Origin of the sequence: Enterococcus pingfangensis (assembly GCF_005405205.1) — a bacterium.
Taxonomy (GTDB): domain Bacteria; phylum Bacillota; class Bacilli; order Lactobacillales; family Enterococcaceae; genus Enterococcus_A; species Enterococcus_A pingfangensis.
The window spans coordinates 37,895-60,360 of record NZ_BJDP01000011.1; the positions used below are offsets into that span (position 1 = coordinate 37,895).

Annotated in this window: 24 protein-coding genes; 7 read left to right on the top strand and 17 right to left on the bottom strand. The window is 38.5% G+C overall.

The window, feature by feature from the left end; genetic code table 11:
- Window positions 1-30 precede the first annotated feature (30 nt).
- The gene (locus tag FFM63_RS07865) at window positions 31-1,017 is read left to right on the top strand and encodes an ornithine cyclodeaminase family protein (RefSeq protein ID WP_137609756.1); all 987 of its coding nucleotides are present in this window, start codon (window positions 31-33) and stop codon (window positions 1,015-1,017) included.
- Window positions 1,018-1,078: 61 nt separating this feature from the next.
- Entirely contained in the window at window positions 1,079-1,291 is a 213-nt protein-coding gene (locus FFM63_RS07870) for a tautomerase family protein (RefSeq protein ID WP_137609757.1), read from the top strand.
- A gap of 99 nt (window positions 1,292-1,390) precedes the next feature.
- On the opposite strand, the gene FFM63_RS07875 is transcribed toward FFM63_RS07870, so the two are convergent.
- Window positions 1,391-1,930 carry a prolyl-tRNA synthetase associated domain-containing protein gene (locus tag FFM63_RS07875; protein WP_137609758.1) on the bottom strand — a complete coding sequence of 180 codons (540 nt, stop codon included), beginning with the start codon at window positions 1,928-1,930 and terminating at the stop codon, window positions 1,391-1,393.
- Window positions 1,931-2,130: 200 nt separating this feature from the next.
- On the opposite strand from FFM63_RS07875, the gene FFM63_RS07880 reads away from it, so the two are divergent.
- Together FFM63_RS07880 and FFM63_RS07885 are read left to right on the top strand one after the other, a co-directional pair.
- On the top strand, window positions 2,131-2,997 hold the full coding sequence (locus tag FFM63_RS07880; RefSeq protein ID WP_137609759.1) for a LysR family transcriptional regulator: 867 nt from the start codon (window positions 2,131-2,133) through the stop codon (window positions 2,995-2,997).
- 114 nt (window positions 2,998-3,111) lie between these two features.
- Window positions 3,112-3,987, top strand: a complete 876-nt coding sequence (locus FFM63_RS07885) for a sulfite exporter TauE/SafE family protein (protein WP_137609760.1) — start codon at window positions 3,112-3,114, stop codon at window positions 3,985-3,987.
- A gap of 97 nt (window positions 3,988-4,084) precedes the next feature.
- Here FFM63_RS07885 and FFM63_RS07890 read toward each other — a convergent pair whose 3' ends face one another.
- From FFM63_RS07890 to FFM63_RS07950, 13 genes are all read right to left on the bottom strand, one after another.
- A complete protein-coding gene (locus FFM63_RS07890; protein WP_137609761.1) occupies window positions 4,085-4,528 on the bottom strand; it encodes a MerR family transcriptional regulator in 444 nt (147 codons plus the stop codon).
- A 172-nt stretch (window positions 4,529-4,700) separates the two neighbouring features.
- Entirely contained in the window at window positions 4,701-5,810 is a 1,110-nt protein-coding gene (locus FFM63_RS07895) for a hypothetical protein (RefSeq protein WP_137609762.1), read from the bottom strand.
- Between the two features lie 149 nt (window positions 5,811-5,959).
- On the bottom strand, window positions 5,960-6,799 hold the full coding sequence (msrA, locus tag FFM63_RS07900) for a peptide-methionine (S)-S-oxide reductase MsrA (protein WP_137609763.1): 840 nt from the start codon (window positions 6,797-6,799) through the stop codon (window positions 5,960-5,962).
- A 176-nt stretch (window positions 6,800-6,975) separates the two neighbouring features.
- Window positions 6,976-7,947, bottom strand: coding sequence for a diaminopimelate dehydrogenase (locus tag FFM63_RS07905; RefSeq protein WP_137609764.1), 972 nt, complete (start codon window positions 7,945-7,947; stop codon window positions 6,976-6,978).
- A 266-nt stretch (window positions 7,948-8,213) separates the two neighbouring features.
- Window positions 8,214-9,986, bottom strand: a complete 1,773-nt coding sequence (locus FFM63_RS07910; RefSeq protein ID WP_137609765.1) for an oleate hydratase — start codon at window positions 9,984-9,986, stop codon at window positions 8,214-8,216.
- A gap of 335 nt (window positions 9,987-10,321) precedes the next feature.
- Window positions 10,322-11,074, bottom strand: a complete 753-nt coding sequence (map, locus tag FFM63_RS07915; protein WP_137609766.1) for a type I methionyl aminopeptidase — start codon at window positions 11,072-11,074, stop codon at window positions 10,322-10,324.
- 362 nt (window positions 11,075-11,436) lie between these two features.
- The gene (locus FFM63_RS07920; protein ID WP_137609767.1) at window positions 11,437-12,309 is read right to left on the bottom strand and encodes a class II fructose-bisphosphate aldolase; all 873 of its coding nucleotides are present in this window, start codon (window positions 12,307-12,309) and stop codon (window positions 11,437-11,439) included.
- The gene (locus tag FFM63_RS07925) at window positions 12,303-13,361 is read right to left on the bottom strand and encodes a zinc-dependent alcohol dehydrogenase (protein ID WP_137609768.1); all 1,059 of its coding nucleotides are present in this window, start codon (window positions 13,359-13,361) and stop codon (window positions 12,303-12,305) included. The genes FFM63_RS07920 and FFM63_RS07925 overlap by 7 nt, the downstream gene beginning before the upstream one ends.
- Before the next feature lie 81 nt (window positions 13,362-13,442).
- On the bottom strand, window positions 13,443-14,300 hold the full coding sequence (locus tag FFM63_RS07930; protein ID WP_137609769.1) for a PTS system mannose/fructose/sorbose family transporter subunit IID: 858 nt from the start codon (window positions 14,298-14,300) through the stop codon (window positions 13,443-13,445).
- Window positions 14,300-15,067 (bottom strand): PTS mannose/fructose/sorbose/N-acetylgalactosamine transporter subunit IIC, encoded by a 768-nt coding sequence (locus FFM63_RS07935; RefSeq protein WP_137609770.1) that lies wholly within the window; start codon window positions 15,065-15,067, stop codon window positions 14,300-14,302. Before FFM63_RS07935 ends, FFM63_RS07930 begins: the two co-directional genes overlap by 1 nt.
- 26 nt (window positions 15,068-15,093) lie before the next feature.
- Window positions 15,094-15,567, bottom strand: coding sequence for a PTS sugar transporter subunit IIB (locus FFM63_RS07940; protein ID WP_137609771.1), 474 nt, complete (start codon window positions 15,565-15,567; stop codon window positions 15,094-15,096).
- Window positions 15,568-15,592: 25 nt separating this feature from the next.
- Window positions 15,593-16,024, bottom strand: coding sequence for a PTS sugar transporter subunit IIA (locus tag FFM63_RS07945; RefSeq protein WP_137609772.1), 432 nt, complete (start codon window positions 16,022-16,024; stop codon window positions 15,593-15,595).
- A gap of 33 nt (window positions 16,025-16,057) precedes the next feature.
- Window positions 16,058-17,131 carry an alcohol dehydrogenase catalytic domain-containing protein gene (locus tag FFM63_RS07950; RefSeq protein ID WP_137609773.1) on the bottom strand — a complete coding sequence of 358 codons (1,074 nt, stop codon included), beginning with the start codon at window positions 17,129-17,131 and terminating at the stop codon, window positions 16,058-16,060.
- 385 nt (window positions 17,132-17,516) lie between these two features.
- Between FFM63_RS07950 and FFM63_RS07955 the strand changes: the two genes are divergently transcribed.
- Window positions 17,517-18,263, top strand: a complete 747-nt coding sequence (locus FFM63_RS07955) for a DeoR/GlpR family DNA-binding transcription regulator (RefSeq protein WP_246033313.1) — start codon at window positions 17,517-17,519, stop codon at window positions 18,261-18,263.
- 73 nt (window positions 18,264-18,336) lie between these two features.
- Here FFM63_RS07955 and FFM63_RS07960 read toward each other — a convergent pair whose 3' ends face one another.
- Window positions 18,337-18,843, bottom strand: a complete 507-nt coding sequence (locus tag FFM63_RS07960; protein WP_137609775.1) for a DNA-3-methyladenine glycosylase I — start codon at window positions 18,841-18,843, stop codon at window positions 18,337-18,339.
- A gap of 362 nt (window positions 18,844-19,205) precedes the next feature.
- Between FFM63_RS07960 and FFM63_RS07965 the strand changes: the two genes are divergently transcribed.
- Both FFM63_RS07965 and FFM63_RS07970 read left to right on the top strand, forming a co-directional pair.
- Window positions 19,206-20,123, top strand: a complete 918-nt coding sequence (locus FFM63_RS07965) for an ABC transporter ATP-binding protein (RefSeq protein ID WP_137609776.1) — start codon at window positions 19,206-19,208, stop codon at window positions 20,121-20,123.
- On the top strand, window positions 20,116-20,886 hold the full coding sequence (locus FFM63_RS07970; RefSeq protein ID WP_137609777.1) for an ABC transporter permease: 771 nt from the start codon (window positions 20,116-20,118) through the stop codon (window positions 20,884-20,886). The genes FFM63_RS07965 and FFM63_RS07970 overlap by 8 nt, the downstream gene beginning before the upstream one ends.
- Window positions 20,887-20,934: 48 nt before the next feature.
- Here the strand turns inward: FFM63_RS07970 and truA are convergent, their stop codons facing one another.
- Window positions 20,935-21,672, bottom strand: coding sequence for a tRNA pseudouridine(38-40) synthase TruA (truA, locus tag FFM63_RS07975; protein ID WP_137609778.1), 738 nt, complete (start codon window positions 21,670-21,672; stop codon window positions 20,935-20,937).
- Window positions 21,673-21,808: 136 nt separating this feature from the next.
- The gene (locus FFM63_RS07980; RefSeq protein ID WP_137609779.1) at window positions 21,809-22,318 is read right to left on the bottom strand and encodes a DinB family protein; all 510 of its coding nucleotides are present in this window, start codon (window positions 22,316-22,318) and stop codon (window positions 21,809-21,811) included.
- Window positions 22,319-22,466 lie beyond the last annotated feature (148 nt).

Here is a 22,466-nt window from a genome sequence, read left to right on the forward strand (position 1 = left end):
TGTGGAAGTATAAATATAGAGGAGGATTCTATGCTACTTTTATCTCGTGCGAATATCAAACAAGTTTTTACTATGAAAGATGCTATTGAGGCGGACAAGATCGCCTTCCGTTTATTCAGTGAAGGCAAAACCGAGGTACCCTTGCGGACACAGATCGTTTCAGAAAAACAAAATGGGACATTTTTGTTCATGCCTTCTTATGCGCCTGATCTAGACGCGGCAGCGCTGAAGATCATCAATATTTTTCCTGACAATATTGATAAAGGTTTAGCATCTGCGCCAGCTCAAGTGTTGTTAGTTGATGGCAAGACTGGTTATGTCAATGCCTTGTTAGATGGCGTAACGGTCACTCAACTTCGAACCGGCGCCGCATCAGGAGTCGCTTTTGATCTTTTAGGTCGCAAAGATGCGAAAAAAGGGGCATTGATTGGCACCGGCGGACAAGCCGCAACGCAATTAGAAGCGATGGTTTGCGCTCGTAAATTAGAGACCGTTTATGTTTTTGATCAAAATCAAGCGCGAACAAAAGAATTTTCAGCCCAAATGAATGAAGAATTAAAAGATTATGGTACGCAGATTTTACCAGAGGCGACTTCCGATGAAGCCATCAGCGATGCTGATTTGATCATTACGGTCACTCCCGCCACCTCGCCTGTTTTTGATGGCAGTAAAGTCAAAGCCGGTGCCACAGTCAGCTGTGTCGGCTCTTATCAGCCGCAGATGCAAGAAATGGATCCTGTGATTTTAGAACGAGCAGGCAAAATCTATTTTGATTCAGAAGAAGCCGTACTCTCTGAAGCCGGCGATATTTTGATCCCGCTAGCCGCTGGGACCATCACGAAAGCTGACTTCACTGGCGACATCGGTGAAGTTTTATTAGGAAAAATCAACGGACGAGAAAACGACGAAGAGATCATCGTCTTCAAAACCGTTGGGATCGGCGCCCAAGATTTAGTCACCGCCCAAAAAATCTATGAGCGCGCACTTGAAAAAAAAATCGGGACAGAATGGTCCTAAACGAAAAGCTGGCTTTTACTTTTATTTAATAAAATCAGATCAAAATAAGGAGGAACCACTCATGCCCCATTTATCAGTTAAATTATATCCCGGTCGTTCAGAAGCGGTAAAACAAGCTTTTGCTGACAAACTACAAGACTTCGTGGTCAAAGAATTAGGGTGCGAACCAAATGTCGTTTCCGTATCTTTCAAAGAAATCGATCCAGAAAAATGGAAAGATGTCATTGATGACGAAATCGTTGGCGAAGAAGTTTATATCGAATCAGATTTCTAAAGGTCAAAACAACTTCTGTGGATTTAATCAATTGTTGCTTGATCGAAGTGATCACTAATTAAATGAGTAGACAAAAAGACGAGTGTACGCTCGTCTTTTTTATCGTTCAATAATTTTTGGCTGACATTTTGTATAAGGTAAAAATTTTTGCAAAATATCTGCAGTTCTTAATTTCAAATAGCCTGTAGTCGTTCCATCACTGCAGCCATAATAGTCTTGCTCGCAGACATCTTGATCAAGTACAAGTTGAACATTGCTCGCTTCTTTTAGCAAGGTACTGAAAATAGTTGCTGCTCCGATTTTTGTACCTAACATCTCGGTCATCTGCTCGAGAGATGCAAATGAAACGCGAGATATTTCTAATGCTTGACTGAAATCTTTTGATTTGAAGGCTTTATCCCCGCGAGTTACAAAAAGATAAAAATTTGTTTTTTGGCGGTTGCACAAAAACAGTGTCTTCACCATCTCCATTTCCAATCGCTCATTGATTTGCTGACAATCTTCCATTGTGATGACTTCATCAGTCGCCACTCGTTGAAATGCTATTTCTAATTCTTGCAAGACTTGATAAACTTTTTCTTGCAAAGGCGTGCTGTAAACTGTTGGTACAGATGTAACTATTTCACTTACAAAAACCATTCTACTCATCCTTTTTTGCATTCTTTATTATGAAAATCAATTGAAGCTTCTCCTACTAACGTTTTCCAACGAAGGAAATTAGTCATTCCTACTTTCTGTATTGATTAGTTATTAGCAGTAATTTATCATAAAGTCAAAGATTAAAAAAACGATTTTTTTTCATACTTAATATGATAAAAACAGATGGAGGAGGAATGGCTATGGATATGAACATTCAAAAATACATCGCCTTTGTCAAAACTGTAGAATTAGGCAGCTTCACAAAAGCCGCCAAAATTTTAAATTATTCTCAATCAGGGATTAGCCGAATGATCAATGACCTTGAACAAGAATGGGGAATCGTCTTACTAGAACGGAATCGTGCAGGACTCAGATTAACTTCAGACGGCATGAATGTCTTGCCTTACGCGAAAGAATTGGCAGACAACTATCAAACGTTACAAAACCAATTAGCGGAACTTAGTCACTTAGATACGGGCTTGATCCGTATAGGAACCTTCTCCAGCGTTGCCACTCACTGGCTACCAGAAGCAATCAAAAAATTCCAAATAGCTTATCCTAAAATTGATTTTGAGTTATTACTAGGTGACTACGATGAAGTTGAGCAGTGGATTTTAGCTGGCCGCGTTGATTTTGGTTTTTCTCGGTTACCTGCAACACATAATTTGGAACAAAGATTTCTGCATGCGGATGAACAGCTGGTCGTTTTACCAAAAGAACATCCATTTTTAGCTAAAGAAAAAATCTTCCTCTCTGATTTGCAAGACCAGCCTTTCATTTTACTGGAACGCGAAAGCAATTCAGATGTTGCGGAGCTATTGAAAGACGCTCACGTTCAACCACAAATTAAATTTCGAACATGGGATGATTATTCGATTTTAGCAATGGTAGAGAAAAATTTAGGGCTCAGTTTGCTGCCGAAATTAATTTTACAGCGGATCGCCTATCATGTTGAGATTCAATCATTAGCCGATCCAGTTTTTCGCAAAATCGGGATCCTTTACCGCAGTGAATCACTGCTTTCCTTAGCCAGTCAAAAATTTTTACAATCCTTTTTTAATCTCTAAATTAAATAAACTTATTTATTTTAAATAGTTCAATCAATCACAAAAAATCAATTTTATAGTTCTTTCTACTTTATTTACTGGTATAATTAGAAAAAAAGATTTACGGGAGGATTTATGGCACAGATTATTTTTTATGTTTTGATTGGTCTGATGATCTTTCAAGCGATCATGCTTGTACGCGATGTTGTGACCCATCGCGATGATTTAGGACCAGGAAGTTGGCTGATTAGCGGGATTATTGGATTTATTGCTGATTTTGCAGATACGATTGGGATCGGGAGTTTTGCCCTTACCACGATGATGTTGAATATCACCAAACAAAATAGAGACGATCGAAAATTACCGGGAATTCTAAATGTTGGACATGCGATTCCCGTCTTGACTGAAGCTGTGATTTTCGTCACAGTCATCAAAGTCGATGCTGTGACTTTGATTTCCTTGATTCTCGCAGCGATCGTTGGTTCTTGGTTCGGCTCTAAATTTGTGACAAAATTATCCGAGACCGCAGTCCAAAAATGGATCGGTTGGGCACTTTTGATCACCGCTGTTTTGATGTTGTTACGTCAGACAGAAGTCATCGCTTTATTAGGAAAAGGCAATACAGCAATGGGCTTAACTGGCGGAAAATTAGTTATTGGGATCATCGGCAACTTTTTCTTCGGCGCCTTGATGACAGTCGGCGTTGGTTTGTATGCGCCCTGCATGGCAATGGTCTATATGTTAGGGATGACACCGCTGGCGGCGTTTCCGATCATGATGTGTTCTTGCGCCGGGCTTCAACCAGTCGCAAGTATCAACTTTATTCGTGAAAAAGCTTACTCTAGAAAAATTGCTTTAGCAATCACGATTGGCGGGATCCCCGGTGTAATCATCGCTTCACAATTTTTGATGAACTTAGATATTTCAATGGTCACTTATTTAGTTATTGTTATTATCTTCTATACTGGAATCCAATATATTCTAAAATCACGAAAAACTGCGCTAGCATAAATAAAAAGACACTGTACTTTGATTAGGTACAGTGTCTTTTTATTCGGATCATTTTGCTAACTATTTTTAATAGGCACGCTATTTCGACTATGTTTGATTAGACTCGAAAGCCATTTGCTAATTGCAATTCGGCTTTCTCTTTTTTTACAAAAGCGACTTGGGCATCGATCAGCTCTTTTGCTATAGGAGAATTATAACGATCAATCTTAGTATTGATCTCTTTTAAATTCTCTGTCAGCTGTGCTTGCTGACGTAAAACTTCTGCTTTGTGCGCTTGCAACAGGGCTTTTCGTTGAGGAATCGTCTTAGAACCGTCCATACAATAGTCAATATATTGTCTAATCTCATAGATCGGCATCCCGGTATTTTTTAAACAACAAACTGTATGGATCAGATTCAAGTCTGATTCAGTAAATTCACGGTAACCTGAATCATTTTTTGCAACAAAAGGTAATAGTCCTTTCTTGTCATAAAAGCGGAGTGCAGAGATCGTCAAACCAAATTTTTCTGCTACTTCTTTAATTGTATACGTCTTAGCCATTATTTTTCCCTCCTATACTAAACAAAATTATTCTCACTGAATCACATAGGATTTTGCATTACAATAATTCAATGAAGTAAAATAGTCAAATAAAGGACTTAACTATCTGATGCAACGAAAAAAATAGTCTGTATAAAAAAGACCGATCATTTTAAATGATCGGTCCGTTTGATTAGGCTGATAGTTGCCCAGATTGTTCTAACGCTTCTTCAAGTTGTTTGTATTGTTCATCGGTCAGATAGGGTTTGTATGTCTCTTTGATTTGATCAATTTCAGTTTGGGTCAACTGTGCTTGGCCGCTTCTGATCACATCTAGCAAATCGTTGAAATCTTCTTCTGGAACAAGTGCGCTTTGTTCTTGCGCAGAAGCAAAGATCTCTTCAATTTCTTTAACCGAGACTGTCTCAGCCGCTTTTGGCAGCGTGATTTTTTTCTTTGATTCCTTGGCTTGATTGTTGAGTGTCAAATCAGCAGAAACCGTGACATCCTCATTTTTAGCTGCAAGTTTTAGTGTTGTTTTTTGAGTATTTTTTTGCGTGTTCAAAGTTGTTGTCTGTTCATACTTAGTCAACTGATCCAAGCTTTCTTTCAGTTCTTTGGCTGTCTTTTTCTCATCTTTATTGCCGTTTTCTTCGACGTATTTGATAAATCCTTGGATATCTTTTTTAGTGAATGTCCGTTTGATAGTCTCTTCTTTTTTCTCAAATGATTCAGGCGCTAAAGTATCAAGGTACTCACTGAAAAGTTCTGTATTCAAGTTTCCGCTGATTGAGTCAGCCGCCGTATCTCCCGCGGCACTTTCTTCCATATCTTCTTCGGTTACATGGATGTATTTTCCTTCTAAGCGTTCCAAGTCTTTTGCTTCAATAGGAATTTCCGCATCAAATTCTTTTGCAATATCAATGATCTCTGTCAAAATCACCGTATTCATATACAACTCTTGTTTCTTTTCATTCATAAAAAATTCAACTGGAATCTTCTGCCCTAAAAGATCAAAATCCATCGTCATCTCAAGTTGTTCCTTCTTGCTATCTTTTAGATAGTCGCCTGAGATTTTTGTGCCGCTGACCATTTTTGCGGCCATCTCCATCGAAGCCCGCGTTGGTGCATCAGCATTTTCAGCTTCAATCGACACCTTGTTGAGCGCGATCGAATATTCTCCGGCGTTCATTTTATTTTGTTCTGCCAACTCCGCTGTAAATTCTTTCTGGGTTTCTTTTTTACAGCCGGCAAACAGGATTATTGCTAATGCCGCCACCACAACCACTTTTAACTTTTTCATTTTTATTCTCCTTATAAAATAATCTTTTCTCCATCATATCGGTCTTGAAACATGAATACAAACATTTATCAAAAAAACTGGTTTGTTTATCTTTCTATTTTTTACCATTAACTTCCCAATAAAAATGTCGCTTGGTCAACCAGATACCTTTAGCTAGGATTCCGCTTGATTTGAGCCATTTTTTGCCGAATATTTCCCACCAAATGCTGATAAGCTAAAAATTGTCGCCGTTCCCGTTTGATCGCGCGATAACGCTTCGGCTGTTTTTTATAAAATGCTTGGTGGTAATTTTCAGCCGGCCAAAATTTCTCTGCCGGTCTGATTTCTGTAACGATTGGTTGCTTATATCTGTCTGAATCGATCACTGCTTGTTTCGTTTTTTCAGCAACAGCTTTTTGTTCGGCATTCGTCGTAAAAATAATTGGCCGATACTGCATACCGCGATCTTGAAATTGCCCTAAGGCATCCGTTGGGTCTGTGATCTGCCAATAAAGAGCGAGCAAGTCTCGATAGCTGACAACACGCGTGTCAAAAATAATCTCTACTGCTTCGACATGACCGCTATCCCCGCCACTGACTTGATCATAACTAGGATCTTCCGTCGTTCCGCCAGTATAACCAGACAAAACAGAAACAATTCCTGACTGATTTTCAAATGGTTCCACCATACACCAGAAACAGCCACCCGCAAAAATCGCCCGTTCTTGATGCAGCGGATCACCGATAAAATGCTTTTCTTTTACGACATGCTCTACCACTTTTTTTCCAGTGATCGTTTGATAAAAGTCCGCGACATCTGGTGTCAAATTATTTCGCAACGCTAATGGCCGTAGTTCTGCTTCCAGCTTCGCCAGCTGTTCTTTGAAATTCGCTTGATCGGTCAACGCATTCTTTGCCGCAGTTAATAAATAGCGCTCCCATTCTCGTGTATTGGGATTTATGATCAAATTGTAGAGTTGCTCGACGATTTCATCTTCGGTCGCTTCCATACTGTTCACCTCTGCGATCATTACTTGGATTTTATCTGAAATTTACCATAATTTTATCGAATAATCGAATTGTTGGATCGCACAAAAAAAGACTTATCTTCTCAGATAAGTCTTCTCGTTAGTAACGTGACCTGAACCGCATCACTCGATTCATGAACACGTCCTTTTTCATAATTTTATAGCAATTCTTTTCTCAAAGTTGCATCATCAAGCGGCGACAAGTATTTCGGTGCAATGTCTAATACTGTGAACGCACCGAATTGTTTTTCTTTTGCTAAACGAGCACAAGCTCTAGCATAAGCAACAAGCACGCTGGCAGTGAACTCTGGATTGCTTTCTAATTGCAGCTTGTATTCGATCACTTGCTTCGTAGTTTCATTCGTTGTGCCTGTCCGCAATACCGTTCCGCCATGGGGCATCGCATGGTGATCACGTCTCAATTCTTCAGCTGAAATGAAATGAACGATCGTATCGTATTCATCAAAATAGTTCGGCATCGTCACGATTTCTTCTTTAATCGCGTCAGGATCAGCACCTGCTTCTAAAACAACGAAACATTCCCGCAGATGTTTATCGCGAGTCGTCAATTCCATTTTCTCGCCGGCTTTTAATCTTTCAATCACGTCATTTTTTGGGATCGTGTATTGGATTGCATCAGCAATGCCTTCGATTCTTCTTAACGCATCTGAATGCCCTTGGCTCACGCCTTTGCCCCAAAAAGTATATGTTTCGCCTTCTGGTAAAATACTTTGAGCGTATAGACGATTCAAACTGAACAAGCCCGGATCCCAGCCCGTTGAAATAATCGAAACTGTTTGATTTTCTTTTGCTGCTTGATCGACATTCGCAAAATGTTCAGGAACTTTCGCATGCGTGTCGAAACTATCGATCGTATTAAAATTCTTTGTGATTGCTGGTGTTTGGACGGGCAAATCGGTTGCTGAGCCGCCGCACAAAATACATATATCGATTGTTTCTTTTTTTGCTTCTAATTCATCTAATTCATAAACGGGTGCACCTTCTGTCTGAACTGTTTCTGGATTTCTTCTTGAGAAAACACCGACTAATTCCAAATCCGGATTTTGTTTCAACGCTTGTTCAACACCGCGTCCTAAATTTCCATATCCAATAATCGCTACTTTGATCATTACTTGTCCTCCTAATAATGTTTATTAGAAGTATACTATAAAACAAGAAAAAAAGATTAGAAAAAATCTCATGATCAGAAAAATGCCTAAAAAACCTGTCCCGCCTGTTACTAATACTTTGTCTGTCATCTTGAAGACCTCCATCAATTTCCCCTTACTTTAAACCCTAAACCATAGTCTATAGCAAGCGTTTTGATCGACTATTTTGCTTTGAACCAGAAAAAAAGCGCAGGCGTGACAAGAATTTTGTCACACCCACACTTTTCTTACAACAGATGGTTGTCTTTCAATACCTCTTCAATATACGTATGTTCGATTTTCTTAGCAAAATGGTGCAATACTTTTTTCTCTACAAAAGGCAGTTCCATTTCAGAAAGTTTCTTACGATCGCTTAAATAATAAACTGAATTGGCTAATGTCCGCAGATCATACGCCGATGCAAAAACTTCCGGCACGCCACGTTCGAGATCTAAAAATGAATAAACAGCTTCCATCGCCGTTCGAACTGAATATTCTGTTGTGAAAACTGTATCGCGTTTTGTTTCAGCAAAATTCCCGATGAAGGCTAAGTTCTTAGAGCCGTTTGGAATAACTAATGGCCGATCCCCAGGTTCCCGCAGCATAAAGTATGACGTAATAAATGGCATGTAAACAGGGGTCACCACACAAGATTCTTCAGAGAATTTCTTAATGTCTTCTTCCGGCACGCCTAAATGGTACATCAATTCTTGCACGATTTCTTGTCCGCTGCATTTTTCAATTGGTTTCTTGATATAATTTCCTGGTGTATTGGACAATAATCCGTAGACCCAAGTCACTGTTTGTTGATCGTTTTGTTCTTTGAAATGCGGTTGACGATGGGTCGCGAAACTCATCAGCCAATTAGAATCTTTGATCGTAATGATCCCGCCAGTAACAACTTTTCCAGAACGTAATTTACGTTTCGTCAACCGTGAAATATACGGTTCTATATCAAAATTTTCCCAAGTAACTGTCGCTGAAACGAACCAACTTTCTGCTGGCAGATTTTCACAAAAAACAGCGGGATGACCGAATTCATCCGATTGTTTCGCTAAATTTTTCCATAAATTCCAGCTGCCGCCCAATTCATGAGTAATCGGTGCCGGCTTATGATGATTTCCTTCAGTTGAGCTTTCCGTGATCGAGCCATTCGTCACAAAAACCAAATCATTTTCTGTCAAAGCAATCTCTTCTGCTTGACCTGAACGTGTCAGTAAAATCTTTTGCGCCACTTTTTTATCAGCCGTCACTTCGACTTCGATATTATTGATCTTCGTTTCATAATGAAAATCCACGCCATGATCCTTCAAAAATGCTAAGAGTGGTTTTACTAATGAGTCGTATTGATTGTAACGTGTGAATTTCAAAGCGCTAAAATCTGGCAAGCCATTGATATGATGGATAAACCGCATGACATAGCGGCGCATTTCAATCGCTGAATGCCATTTTTCAAAAGCGAACATCGAACACCAATACAACCAAAAGTTTGAAGCAAAGAACTCTTCCCCGAAGACGTCTTCAATTTTTTTACCTATCAATTGATCTTCTGAGGTCATAAACAATTCGACTAATTCTTTTTGGGCCGTTTTTGATAGGGTAAAATCACCATCATCTTCTGCACGTTCCCCACGATTATGGATGATCCGGCAATTTGATGAATTGGGATCGTCGTGATCCAACCAATAAAATTCATCTAAGACTGAGGCATCTTCTACTTCTAGTGAAGGAACAGAGCGAAACAAATCCCATAAACATTCAAAATGATTTTCCATCTCACGACCGCCGCGAGTCACGAAACCATCATGAGGAATGAATTTCCCATCTAATGAACCGCCGGATAAGGAAAGTTCCTCAAAAATGTGGATACGTTCACCGCTCATTTGGCCATCTCTGATCAGAAAAACAGCTGCCGCTAATCCAGCTAATCCCGCGCCGACAATATATGCACTTTTCTCATCAACACCCGCTGGTTTTCTTGGTCTAGCAAAAGCTTCATAATTTCCATTCGTATATCTCATGATGTTTCCCCCTTCAATTGATTAACTTCAGCTTACCAGTGAGAAAAATTTATTGAAAATCAAATGACTCCGACTTTCTGAAAAGTTAGACTCTTTTGCTGATTTGTCAAAAAAAGTAGGGGGACAGAAATAAGCTGTAGGTGAGACCTCTGAGTTTGATTTTTGGTCCAGCTCAGGGATAAGGAGGTATTTCACTACTTCGAGAAATAAGAAAGAATTTTCGAAAATTGCTTTTCAAATTTTTGCGAAATTTCGGCTTACTGCCAAAGAAGTAATCTTTCATCCTTTATACGAAAAAAAGGTGTGACAAACTTTCTGCCACACCCCTTTTGAAATTAATTTTTTTGTTCCGTCATGATAACGGGACCCTCTTTCGTAATCGCGATTGAATGTTCATACTGCGCACAAAAACTTCCGTCTAACGTACGAACAGTCCAGCCATTGCCATCAATTCCTGCTTCCCACGTCCCTGTCGTGATCATCGGTTCAATCGTGATGGTCATTCCTTCTTTTAGTCGTGCACCTTTTCCGGCAGTTCCAAAATGTGGGAAGAATGGTTCTTCATGGATCGTTGGCCCGATTCCGTGAGCAAGAAAGTCTTGCACAACACCATAACCTTTTCCTTCTGCATACATTTGGATTGCGTGACCAATATCACCGACACGATTGCCGACTTGTGCTTGAGCGATTCCTAACATCAATGCCTCTTTCGTAACATACATTAACGCTTGATGTTCCGGCGTGATTTCACCGACCGCATACGTCCAACAACTATCTGAAATCGCTCCATGATAATCGACACAAAAATCGACCTTCAAAACATCGCCTGACTTCAAGCGATAATTTGATGGGAAACCATGACAGATCTCATCATTTACACTTGTACAAGTCGCAAACTCATACCCTTCAAACCCGATTTGAGCAGCAGTCGCTCCAGCGGCTTCAATTTTTTCTTGCACAAACTGATCAATCTCTTTCGTCGTTATTCCCGGAACGATGATCTCTCGCAACTGTTCATGTATCCCAGCCAGGATTGCTCCTGATTCTTTCATTTGTCCAATTTCTCTTGTTGATTTTAATGTAACCATTTCATTGCTCCTTCGCTGATTCTTTGCTAGTTATAACACGAAACGTTTTTGAAAGAAAGCCGGAAAACTTTTTTGTCATTGAAATATTTCACAAGTTTGATTTTAGCAGCTATCTGCTCTATTTAATACTTCATCCTATAGAATCCTAAATTTTAAGGTCAGCTATCTTTTCAGAATAACTACTCATTATTTCCTGTAACTAACTGGATTGAAACTAGTCATTAAAGTATCCTATGGAAGCTAGAATAAATCCGACTAGTAAAGAAACTAGTCGGATTTATCTATTATTTCTATAATTGAAATAAAAATTCTACGCAATACATAGATACTTATATTTTATTTTCAATAAAGATATGCCTACTTTATTTAAGATTGAATATCTTTAATGCTTGAACAATATTTTCTCTAATAGCTTCCGTAGCTACCAATGACAGTGCATCAAAAAATAATTCTTCATTCTGAGAATGCTCAATAGTATCTTTCAATGATTTCCCAGCCGCCAGATTCATATACGTATAGTAATTTATTTTACGAATACCCGCTTCAATAGCTCGCCGATAATCGTCTTTTGAAACGCCTGATCCTCCATGCATGACTAGCGGAATACCTTCAGTGGCCGATCGAATACTCGCAATACGGTCAAAATCTAAGTTCGGTTCTGCTAAATACTTTCCATGAACAGTCCCGAAAGAAATCGCTAAACTGTCTATATGAGTAGATTCAATAAAATCTTTTGCTTGTTGTGGATTCGTAAATAAGTCAATATTTCCAAAATCACTTATCTTAGATGTACGTCCTTCTCCGCCACCAATCGTTGAGTTGGTCATCTCACCTAATTCTGCTTCAACAGAAACATCCACACTATGTGCAATTTTAACGAGCTCTAAAGTTTCCTTGACATTTGTCTCATAATCTTTTAAAGAAGCATCATACATAATTGAAGTAAAGCCTAGCCGAATAGCCTTTATACACTCGGCTAAACTAGAACCGTGATCTAAATGTACCGCAACAGGAACTCTAGCTCGTTTAGCATAGTCAACCATCAAAGGTCCGATTTCTTCTATTGAAATTAAATTTTCATGAACTTCAGCATGTTGAATGATTACTGGTACTTCTAACATCTCAGCTGCCTGAATCACTCCTCTCAGCGACTCCAGATTCGGTACATTAAACGCGCCGACTGCACATTGTTTTTTTTCTGCTTCTATCAATAATTCTCTAACTGTTACTAACATGGTTCTTCACTTCTTTCTTGCTCAAAATCAATCACAATCCGAAATGATTCAGTATTCACAGCCTCCTCAAAAGCAGATTCAATCTGACTCAATGGATAAATTTTTGTAATAAATGGTTTTACGTCGACGATTCCTTGACTAATTAAACGAGAAGCTCGAATAAAATCGCGTTTGTTAGAGTTTGCAGTTCCCTTGATTTGCTGACCAGTTTTATGAATATGATCAAATTTTATACCGACGGGTTCATCTGGATAATAAGAGGAATACAAAATCATTGTACCCGTATTAGATAGACTTTCTAACAAACTGGGAATTAGACTAGAAATTGGAGTAGTATTAAAAATAATCTGCGCTCCTAAGTTTTCTGTATATGCTAAAATTTTCTCAGTCAGATTTTCTTTTACTGGATTTATAACGTAAGTTGCACCTAAATTTTTAGCTAATTCTAGCCGTTCTTCATTTGGATCCGAAACAATTACGATAGCTCCTCTTTTTTGAGCTAATTGAAGGTGAAGCATTCCCATGATTCCAGCACCAACAATTAAAACATAATCTCCAAAATCCACTTTTGCGGTCTCAACACTATGCAGAACGCAAGATAATGGTTCAGTTAAAGATGCTTCTTCCGGAGCGACATTTTGATAACTAAAAATATCTGACGGATCAACTACTAGATACTCAGACAACCCTCCCATTCCTTTATAGGGTAACCCTGGCTGTTGTTTACTATGATCAAAATTCAGACAATTTTGTTCCTCACCAATTCTACAATAATAACAATGACCACAAGCCAGATTTGTGCCAAAAACAATCTTATCTCCTTGCTTCCAATCTCCTTCAACTGCTTCACCAATCTTAACAATCTCACCTGCGATTTCATGCCCCCCAATGAACGGATAGGAAACTTTTTTCACTCCTGTATATACTCGTTGCTCCCAAGTACAGATTGCACACGTATCAATCTTCATTAAAATTTTTTCTCTTGGAACTTCTGGCATTGGCGTCTCTTCAACTACTAAATTTTTCACATCATAAAATACAGCTGTTTTCAAAAAAATTCATCCTTTCATTCTTAATAAATCAAAAAAACGACGTCAGATAAATGGAGTATCTTCCCTAACGTCGTTTTCAGCTTATATTGAGTTAACAATTAGGCCTATAGCGGCTAAAATCGCTCCACCAACAATTTGGATAACCAGTACCTTGGTTGGTGTATATTTTTTATGTTTTAATAGATAGTATGTTATTAAAGTTACTCCTAGTGGTAGAATACCTTTTACTAAAGCATCTAACACGTCTGTTTGAATTGACAAACTTTCTTTCCCACTTAGATGGATGCTTAACGGCGTTGCGATCTTAACAAAATTTGCAGCTAAAGATCCAATAACAATTGCTCCCAATGTTTGTGAAAAGGTCATGATATAAGATAGACGGCCACCAGCCATCATCTTTTGAATTCCCTCTTTTCCTTGTTCGTATCCTTGAATCCACAAGAAGTAGGCAATTACTGTCATAATAATCCAATGCAGAGCAAAGAATAGAACTGGTCCCATGAAAATATTTCCTTCAGCCCCAAATGGTAATGTGAATGATAGCAAGATTGGGATTAAAGTCCCTTGCCATAAAGTATCACCAATACCAGCTAACGGTCCCATTAATCCAGTTTTTAATCCATTTATCGTTTGATCATTAATATCTGCTCCCAATGCTTTTTCTTCTTCCATAGCAATGGTCATTGATAAAATTGGTCCGCCAAAAGAAGGTTCTGTATTGAAAAATTGCATGTGTCGTTCTAAAGCAGCCTTCATTTCATCTTCATCTTTTCCATATAGCTTTTTTAAGATCGGACTAAAGGCATGGACTACTCCAGTAGCTTGTAGACGCTCATAATTATAGTTTGCATGAGAAAAGAAAGTCCAACGCCAGAAAGCTTTAACAACATCTTTTTTCGTCAATAACTTTTCTTTTTTTGGTTCTACAGTTTGCTCCATTATGCCAAACCTCCATTCTTATCTTTCAAATATAATTCGGTGAAGACGTATCCAATAATAACTGCAAATACGGCAATTGGTACTGATGGTAATCCAGAATAGATTGCTAGCATAAATCCAAAAGTAAAGAATAATAGTGTCCCTTTACCATTCATCGCACGTAAATTCATCGCGATCCCTAACGCCGGTAAAATACCACCAATAGCGGATAAAACATCAAGTGGTCGACCACTTAAAGCATCAACGATTCCTTCTACTGCATCTGCTCCTAGGTAAGCGGCTAATGCAACAGGTACAACAGTAATTAAAAGTAAAAATAATTGCGGTGGAACAATATGAAGCCAGTTAATACGATCGATTTTTCCTTCTTCAGCTGCTTTATCAGCCATATGAACAAATGTAATATCAACCGTCATATGAGCTACCCAGATCAACGTCCCTAATAATCCGATTGGTACAGCCAATGTTACGGCAACTGCTGGTTCAACTTTTGCGGCCATAGCTAATGCGGTTCCAAGAGTTCCTGCAAGTGCAGGATCCATTGCAACAGTTCCTCCGGCTGAGATAAAAGCTAAATAAGGCAAGTTAATCGCAGCTCCAATGATACATCCTTGAACCGGGTCACCCAAAATTAATCCTACAACAGTCCCATTCACTAATGGGCGCATCCAGCCATGAGTTCCAACCAATGAAAGCCAAGGTGTTCCATTGATTCCAAGATAATAAACGACACCGATTAAAATTGCTTGGATTAGACTTATTTTCATTTCTCTACTCCTTTTATTAAATTTTTTTATAGCAATCCTTCAATTGCTTGTGAACCCTGATCAGGAATTACATGAATCTTCATTTTTACATTCTGACCAACAATCTTTCTAAAGGTTTCTTTTTCTTCTTCTGATGCAGAAATATTTTTATAAAATGTTTTGCGGTCTTTTCGTGCGCCCATTCCACCGATAATAATCTCATCAAACTTCACGCCGTTTTCAATCAATTTCCAATATGTTTGCGGTTCTTTAGCCAAAACAATAATCTTATGCCCATCTGGAACATTAGCAAGCAACTCTGCACCGGCTGTGACATCTAAAATAGATAACTTGATTCCATTAGGTACAGCCATTGACATAATTGATTTGGTAAACTCATCGGCTGCTGTTGCGTCATCCACGATGACGATATGATTTCCTCCTGTAAATTGTAGCCACGCAGTCATTACTTGCCCGTGAATCAAACGATCATCGATTCTTGCTAATACGATTTCTCCCATTTCTATACACTCCTAATTTTTATTTTCACCTGTTTGAATTTTTTTCTAGTTTTTCCATTTCTTCCAAAAATTCTTTGATGCCTTCTTTTCCCGCAGTCATGGCTGCTTGATACATTGTTTCTAAATCTGCACCAATCATTCGTTGATTAAAAACTTCAATAATCAGTGGTAAATTCACTCCTGAGATCAAGCGATAACTATGATCCTTCAATTTATTAAAAGATAAAGCTGTTTGATTGTATGGACTCGCAGAAAATAGGTCAGCTAAAACTAAAACCCCATCTCCTTTATCTAACTGACGAATGCTCGCTTGAATTTTTTCTCCAAATTCAACAATATCATCACCATGTCTCAATCCTAAAGTTTGGTACTCTTCTTGCTCGCCCATAATCAGGCTTAAACCATCCATTATTCCTTTAGCCATTTCACCGTGAGTAACGATTAGTATTCCTGTCATATTTTTCACCTCATTTTTTCTTTGATTTGAAACTTACCAATCGAAATGCATAACTGTCTTATTCCAACCAGGATTTTCAACAAATTTTTCCATAACTTGTCTAAAATCTTCACCACTTGAGATTTCAGAAAGATGTTCTGGTAAAATTTTGCTTAATGCTTTACGATAGTCTGGATTCATCATTCCTTTAATTACAGCTTCAAAATCAATTGTTGATGAGCGGCTGCTACCATGAGCAGTAATTCCTTTTTCCAATATATCTCTTGTATCAAGCGGTACCAATTCTTCTGTAACTCCCATAAAAATGATATCTGCCAATGAATCTGCAAGCTCAATTGCTTGATTAAGAGCACTCTCACTAAATTTACCACCTGTACATTCAATCAAAACATCAAATTTTTCTTCTGAATTTTTAAAATCATAAGTCAATACATTTTCAGTTCGAGCAAAATCAAAATGTGCAAGCTTATCATCTGCTGCACCAAAAACTACAAAACGATCTGAATTGATTCCATATAAATATTTCAACATGACGGCAGTGAAGTAACCTACAGGCCCATCTCCAAAAAGCGCAACATGAGTATCCACTTTTTTCAATTTGTCTTCTACATGGCTAATCGCATGGTGAGAAACAGAAGACAACTCAGACAAAACAGCAATTTCATTAGGAACTTCATCCGGAATCCGTACTAAGCATTCTTCTGGATGAACTAAACGGCTCTGTGCCATTCCATCATATCCGCTACCCAAGAATGCATTTCCTTTTGAATAATTCACAGGAACACCAGGTTTTTGTTGGATTTCTGGATGTAAAATTTGTCCTGGTATATTGGGTACAACTACTACACGATCACCTACAGTAAATTTATCTGATTGAGTTTCTTTAACAACTCCTATCCCCTCGTGCAATAAAGCCATAGGTAATTTTTTTGCTAAAGCCTCTGGTCTCCGTAATCCTGCAAAATATCTTAAATCTGCGTGACAAATACTAGCATAAGTCGGCTCTACTGCTACCCAATTTTTAGGGATTTCTCTCTCTTTATTAACTTCTTTAATCACTCCTGGCTCAACTAGACTAAAGACTCTTGATTCAACCGAATTTCCCATTACAATTTCCTCCCCATTGCTAAGCGCTCGTTATCGCTCTTGTTAACTCGTTAATGAGTATACCATTCTGAAACACGTTTGTAAACGCTTTAAATAGAAAATACTAATTATTTTTGTACAACACGTTTATTTATAGTAAACACTATCCTTTTTTTACTATAATAATTATATGGAACAACAATTATTTTTCACCTATTAATTTATGAGAACTTAGATTTCTTATAGCGTTACGCTCGAAAATGCTCGTTATCGCACTATATATCTCTTTTTATATTGACACATTCCAGTATTTTCCATAGACTGAAAAGTGAAAGTAGCTTTTTAAAATATCTATAAAACTTATAGGAAGGTGAATAAAATGCTCACAGGCGAGCGGAGAGTAAGATTGTTAGAAGAAATTGAAAAAAAACAATTTATTTCTGTAATACAACTATCTGAAATATTTCAGGTTCATGAGACTACTATTCGAAGAGATCTTGATGAATTAGAATCACAGGGTCTTGTTATACGAATTCATGGCGGTGTCGTTCCAGCAAGTATCAAACATGATGAACCAGTGTTTGAAGATCGTGCAACTGAAAATATGCTTGAGAAAACAAATATTGGAAAATATGCTACTAAGTATATAAAAAGCGGGGAAGCTATCATTTTAGATTCTGGAACGACAACATTGCAAATTGCTAAGACGCTAAATGAAATGCCTCATTTACAAGACATTACGATTATTACTAATGATGTAAATATTGCTTCTGTTCTTCGATCTAATCGAAATATTACTACCATTGTTACCGGTGGGACGCTTTTTCATGATAGCTACATGTTGAATGGTCAAATTGCTAATGAGACCCTACATAAGCTCAGCGTAGATAAAATTTTCGTTGCTACTCCTGCCCTTAACGTAGAAAAAGGTCTAACTCATTTCAATGAGTTATTAATTGCGACTAAAAAAAATATGATCGAAGCATCAGCAAAAAAAATCGTTGTTACTGATCATACAAAGATTGGGCGACGAGCTTTGTATACCTTTCTTCCTATTGATCAGATTGACTTACTGATTACTGATAATCAAACAGATAAAAAGCTAATTGATGAGATGTATAAAAATGGAATTAAACGGATTGAAACTATTTAGTAAAAAATAATCTTCTTTTTTTAAATCACTGCGAATAGAGCGAAGAAACCTTGTTTCGTAAGGTTTCTTTGCTCTATTCTATTATCTGATCTTGAATAATCCCAGCGGCTTTAAGGAACATACAAGTAACGACTGGTCCAACGTAGGAAAAACCGCGTTTCTTCATATCTTTAGCGATCACCGTAGCTTCTGGCAACGTGTTAGGTACTTCAGCTCTCAGCTCATACTCATGGATGATCGGCACGCCGCCCACAAAATCCCAAAGATATTCAGCAAAGCTACCATAGTCTTTCAGCAGTGTAACGATTGCTCGAGCATTTAGTATCACTGCTCTGATTTTCCGTGGATTGCGGATCATTTCAGGATCGTTGGCAATTCGTTCAAGATCTTCCGGGAAAAAGGCCGCGACTTGATGGAAATCCATGTCACAAAAATTTCTTTCAAAAATTTCCCGCTTGCCGGCAGCTATTTGCCAGCTCAGTCCCGCCTGAAAAACGCCGACTGTCAATAATAAAAACAACATCCGATCATCTTGTGTTGGTTTTCCCCATTGATCGCTGTACCATTGTGATTTCTTCATGAATTCCACCTCTGTCTAATCATACAAAAACTACCTACTATTCAGCCAGTGTTTTAACTTTTTTATGTCTTCTATCAAATCACCGTTTTTTTAGCTGCTGGTGATAAAATATCTTTTGATGAATTATTTTTCATTTTTTTAACGGACTAAGCAGCTCATGAAGCCTTTACGCTTGCGATGCTCAAAAGGAATGATAGAATAAAGAGTCCTACTAAACTAGTGGTCTCACTCCTTTTGATTTTTGTTGATCAAAATGGATGTAGCGACTGCTCTGACCATGTTTTAGCATTTTAGAAAAATGATTTTTCAATTGACTATTTACATCGTCAGAATTAGTAAAAAATACATAAGGAGTACAGTTAATGAGCAATGCATTAGAAATAAAAGATTTAAAAAAAGTATACGCGACTGGCGTTGAAGCGTTAAAGGGAATCGATCTGACTGTTGAGGCAGGCGATTTCTATGCGCTATTAGGTCCTAACGGCGCTGGAAAATCCACGACGATTGGGATCATCACTTCTTTAGTCAATAAAACTGCCGGCAATGTCAAAGTTTTCGACTATGATTTAGATAAGGATTTAGTGATGGCCAAACAACAAATTGGTTTGGTTCCGCAAGAATTCAATTTCAATCCTTTTGAAACAGTTCAGCAAATCGTCGTCAACCAAGCCGGATACTACGGCGTGCCCCGCAAAGAAGCCTTGATTCGCAGTGAAAAATATTTGAAACAATCCGACTTATGGGAGAAACGCAATGTACGTGCCCGGATGCTTTCTGGCGGTATGAAGCGTCGTTTGATGATCGCTCGAGCATTGATGCACGAACCGCGTCTGCTGATCTTAGATGAACCGACTGCTGGTGTTGATATTGAATTACGCCGGGAAATGTGGGGTTTTCTTAAAGAACTAAATGAAAATGGCACAACGATCATTTTAACGACTCATTACTTAGAAGAAGCGGAGATGCTTTGCCGCAATATCGGGATCATTCAATCTGGAGAATTGATCGAAAACACTAGCATGAAATCATTATTAGCTAAACTACAATTTGAAACATTTATTTTTGATTTGGCTCCTTACGACAAAAAACCTGAGATCCATGGCTTCAAACATACTTTTGAAGACGATCAGACTCTCGAAGTAGAAGTCATTCGCGATCAAGGGATCAACGGTGTCTTCGAACAATTATCAAACCAAGGAATCCAAGTCCTTTCTATGCGAAACAAATCCAATCGCTTAGAAGAACTATTCCTAAAAATCACGGAGGAAAAACATGTCTAATTTATACTTCACTGCTCTTAAAAGTCTGGCAGTCAAAGAAACCAATCGCTATTTACGGATCTGGGTGCAGACTTTAGTTCCGCCAGTCATCACTACTTCTTTATATTTTGTCATTTTTGGGAATTTGATCGGCGGCCGCATCGGTGATATGGCTGGGTTTTCTTACATGGAATTTATCGTACCCGGCTTGATCATGATGTCTGTGATCACCAGTTCTTACGCAAACGTCTCTTCTTCCTTCTTCTCGCAAAAGTTCCAAAAAAATATCGAAGAGATCTTAGTCGCACCGGTCCCTACTCATATCATTATTTGGGGATTTGTGATCGGCGGAATCGGACGAAGTGTGTTAGTCGGAGCACTAGTCACGATCATTTCACTATTTTTTGTTCTGCTTCATGTTTATTCATGGCTGATTATCATCATCACTTTATTGATGACGTCTATTTTATTTTCATTGGCAGGTTTATTAAATGGTATTTTTGCCCAATCTTTTGATGACGTTTCGATCGTACCGACATTTGTTTTACAACCGCTGACTTATTTAGGTGGTGTCTTCTATGCGATTTCGATGCTGCCGCCATTTTGGCAAGCCGTTTCAAAAATCAATCCGATCGTTTATATGATCTCTGGTTTCCGTTATGGTTTCCTTGGTGTCATGGATGTCTCAATCGTTGTATCGATGTCCGTCTTAGTACTATTTATCGTCGTTCTTTACAGCATTTGCTGGTATTTGATCGATCGCGGACGCGGATTAAGAAGTTAAACATAAAAAAACTGATTTTGAGTGAATACTCAAAATCAGTTTTTTTATTTAATAATAGACTTGGTCTAAGAATAGGCCTTGCGCAGGCGCTGTCTCACCAGCGGATTCTCTGACTTTATTTTCTAATACCTCATCGATAATTGTTACCGGCAGTTTTCCTGCACCGATCTCTAAAATAGTCCCCATTAAGATTCGGACCATTTTGTGCAAGAAACCATCACCGATAAATGTGAAGTGCAACATGCTGCCTTCACGTTCGATTAAAATATTCTCAATCGTTCGAGTCGTTGATTTTTTAGTTTTTTTCAGCGCGGAAAAACCAAGAAAATCATGTTTGCCGATCAGTTTCTCGCAAGCTTCGTTCATTTTTTCCATATCTAATGCTTGCGGGAAATAAAAGCTGTGATACCGTTCAAAAGCGGTTGGAACTGGATCATTCCAAACGTAATAACTATATTGTTTGCCTTTGACGTTATACCGTGCGTGGAAACGCTCCGGCATCTCTTCTACTTTTACCACTACGATGTCGCTTGGCAAATAACGATTAAAAAAATCCAGCATCTCATTGCGAGCCATTTCAGAATTTGTTTTGAAATTTGCCACTTGTCCCCTAGCATGGGTGCCGGCATCCGTTCGGCCAGAACCAATGATTTCAATTTTCTCGCCAGTCATCTGGGCGATCACACTTTCAATTTTTCCTTGGATTGTTTTTTCTGAATCGCCCAAACGTTGCCAGCCAAGGTAGCGTTTGCCGTCATATTCGATTGTCAACTTGATATTTCGCATAGGATCTATCCTCCTCTAAAGTTTCACACTGAATCACTGTACCACATAAGCTGAAGATGCTCTAGTAGGACAAAAAGAAAACTGAAACACAAATTAACAGTGCTTCAGCTTTTTTGATCACCTTGCTTTAAAAAAATCATTTTCCAATCACTAAACGTCTAGTGTAGACGGCTTGACCTGAATGCATTACGGCATCATCGATTGCTGAAACGATCCGGACTTGTCGCGTGACTGGCGGGTCCCAGTTTGTGTCGATCACATCAGAAAGACTCGTTTCATCGACTTTTTTCAAATAGTGTTTAGTAAATTCAATACTGACAGCCAAATAATCCAATACTAATTGTCGATCAGTCACGACTACTTTGGCGGCTTCTGCTGGTGTATGGCGCCAATCTTCCGTGTCATCGGGTAAGTCTAAGCTAAATTTTTTTGACCAACCATCACTCGTCCACAAAGGTTCTGTTTCATTTAAACCAGAAATTTGGATGTCCAACTCCCGTGCCGTGTGCCACATCAACCAAGTCACTGATTTGATTAAAGGTGCGGGCATTTTGTTCGCTTCATCGATCGTCATTTGCTCAAAGGTCTCTTCAAAACGTTCCTGTGCACGATCCAGCATTTCTGTTGCTAATTGCAAGTCCTTCATCTTGATCCCTCCTAAGTTGCTACTTTCACTTTACTACAGTGAATTTTCACAGGCAACTTTTCCCCTTCATGCCGATTCTGTTATGGTAGAAAAAAGACTTTTGACCTGTTTTACCCTTCAAAAAGTTGACGCTGAATTTTAGCTGCTG

Coding starts and splice junctions, on each gene's coding strand:
- FFM63_RS07865 (WP_137609756.1), top strand. CDS start 31: ATGCTACTTTTATCTCGTGCGAATATCAAACAAGTTTTTACTATGAAA.
- msrA (WP_137609763.1), bottom strand. CDS start 6,799: ATGGAAGCGACCGAAGATGAAATCGTCGAGCAACTCTACAATTTGATC.
- FFM63_RS07970 (WP_137609777.1), top strand. CDS start 20,116: ATGTCTAATTTATACTTCACTGCTCTTAAAAGTCTGGCAGTCAAAGAA.
- FFM63_RS07965 (WP_137609776.1), top strand. CDS start 19,206: ATGAGCAATGCATTAGAAATAAAAGATTTAAAAAAAGTATACGCGACT.
- FFM63_RS07935 (WP_137609770.1), bottom strand. CDS start 15,067: ATGAAAATAAGTCTAATCCAAGCAATTTTAATCGGTGTCGTTTATTAT.
- FFM63_RS07960 (WP_137609775.1), bottom strand. CDS start 18,843: ATGAAGAAATCACAATGGTACAGCGATCAATGGGGAAAACCAACACAA.
- FFM63_RS07945 (WP_137609772.1), bottom strand. CDS start 16,024: ATGACAGGAATACTAATCGTTACTCACGGTGAAATGGCTAAAGGAATA.
- FFM63_RS07890 (WP_137609761.1), bottom strand. CDS start 4,528: ATGGCTAAGACGTATACAATTAAAGAAGTAGCAGAAAAATTTGGTTTG.
- FFM63_RS07880 (WP_137609759.1), top strand. CDS start 2,131: ATGGATATGAACATTCAAAAATACATCGCCTTTGTCAAAACTGTAGAA.
- truA (WP_137609778.1), bottom strand. CDS start 21,672: ATGCGAAATATCAAGTTGACAATCGAATATGACGGCAAACGCTACCTT.
- FFM63_RS07870 (WP_137609757.1), top strand. CDS start 1,079: ATGCCCCATTTATCAGTTAAATTATATCCCGGTCGTTCAGAAGCGGTA.
- FFM63_RS07895 (WP_137609762.1), bottom strand. CDS start 5,810: ATGAAAAAGTTAAAAGTGGTTGTGGTGGCGGCATTAGCAATAATCCTG.
- map (WP_137609766.1), bottom strand. CDS start 11,074: ATGGTTACATTAAAATCAACAAGAGAAATTGGACAAATGAAAGAATCA.
- FFM63_RS07980 (WP_137609779.1), bottom strand. CDS start 22,318: ATGAAGGACTTGCAATTAGCAACAGAAATGCTGGATCGTGCACAGGAA.
- FFM63_RS07940 (WP_137609771.1), bottom strand. CDS start 15,567: ATGGGAGAAATCGTATTAGCAAGAATCGATGATCGTTTGATTCACGGG.
- FFM63_RS07905 (WP_137609764.1), bottom strand. CDS start 7,947: ATGATCAAAGTAGCGATTATTGGATATGGAAATTTAGGACGCGGTGTT.
- FFM63_RS07920 (WP_137609767.1), bottom strand. CDS start 12,309: ATGTTAGTAACAGTTAGAGAATTATTGATAGAAGCAGAAAAAAAACAA.
- FFM63_RS07885 (WP_137609760.1), top strand. CDS start 3,112: ATGGCACAGATTATTTTTTATGTTTTGATTGGTCTGATGATCTTTCAA.
- FFM63_RS07910 (WP_137609765.1), bottom strand. CDS start 9,986: ATGAGATATACGAATGGAAATTATGAAGCTTTTGCTAGACCAAGAAAA.
- FFM63_RS07950 (WP_137609773.1), bottom strand. CDS start 17,131: ATGGGAAATTCGGTTGAATCAAGAGTCTTTAGTCTAGTTGAGCCAGGA.
- FFM63_RS07930 (WP_137609769.1), bottom strand. CDS start 14,300: ATGGAGCAAACTGTAGAACCAAAAAAAGAAAAGTTATTGACGAAAAAA.
- FFM63_RS07875 (WP_137609758.1), bottom strand. CDS start 1,930: ATGGTTTTTGTAAGTGAAATAGTTACATCTGTACCAACAGTTTACAGC.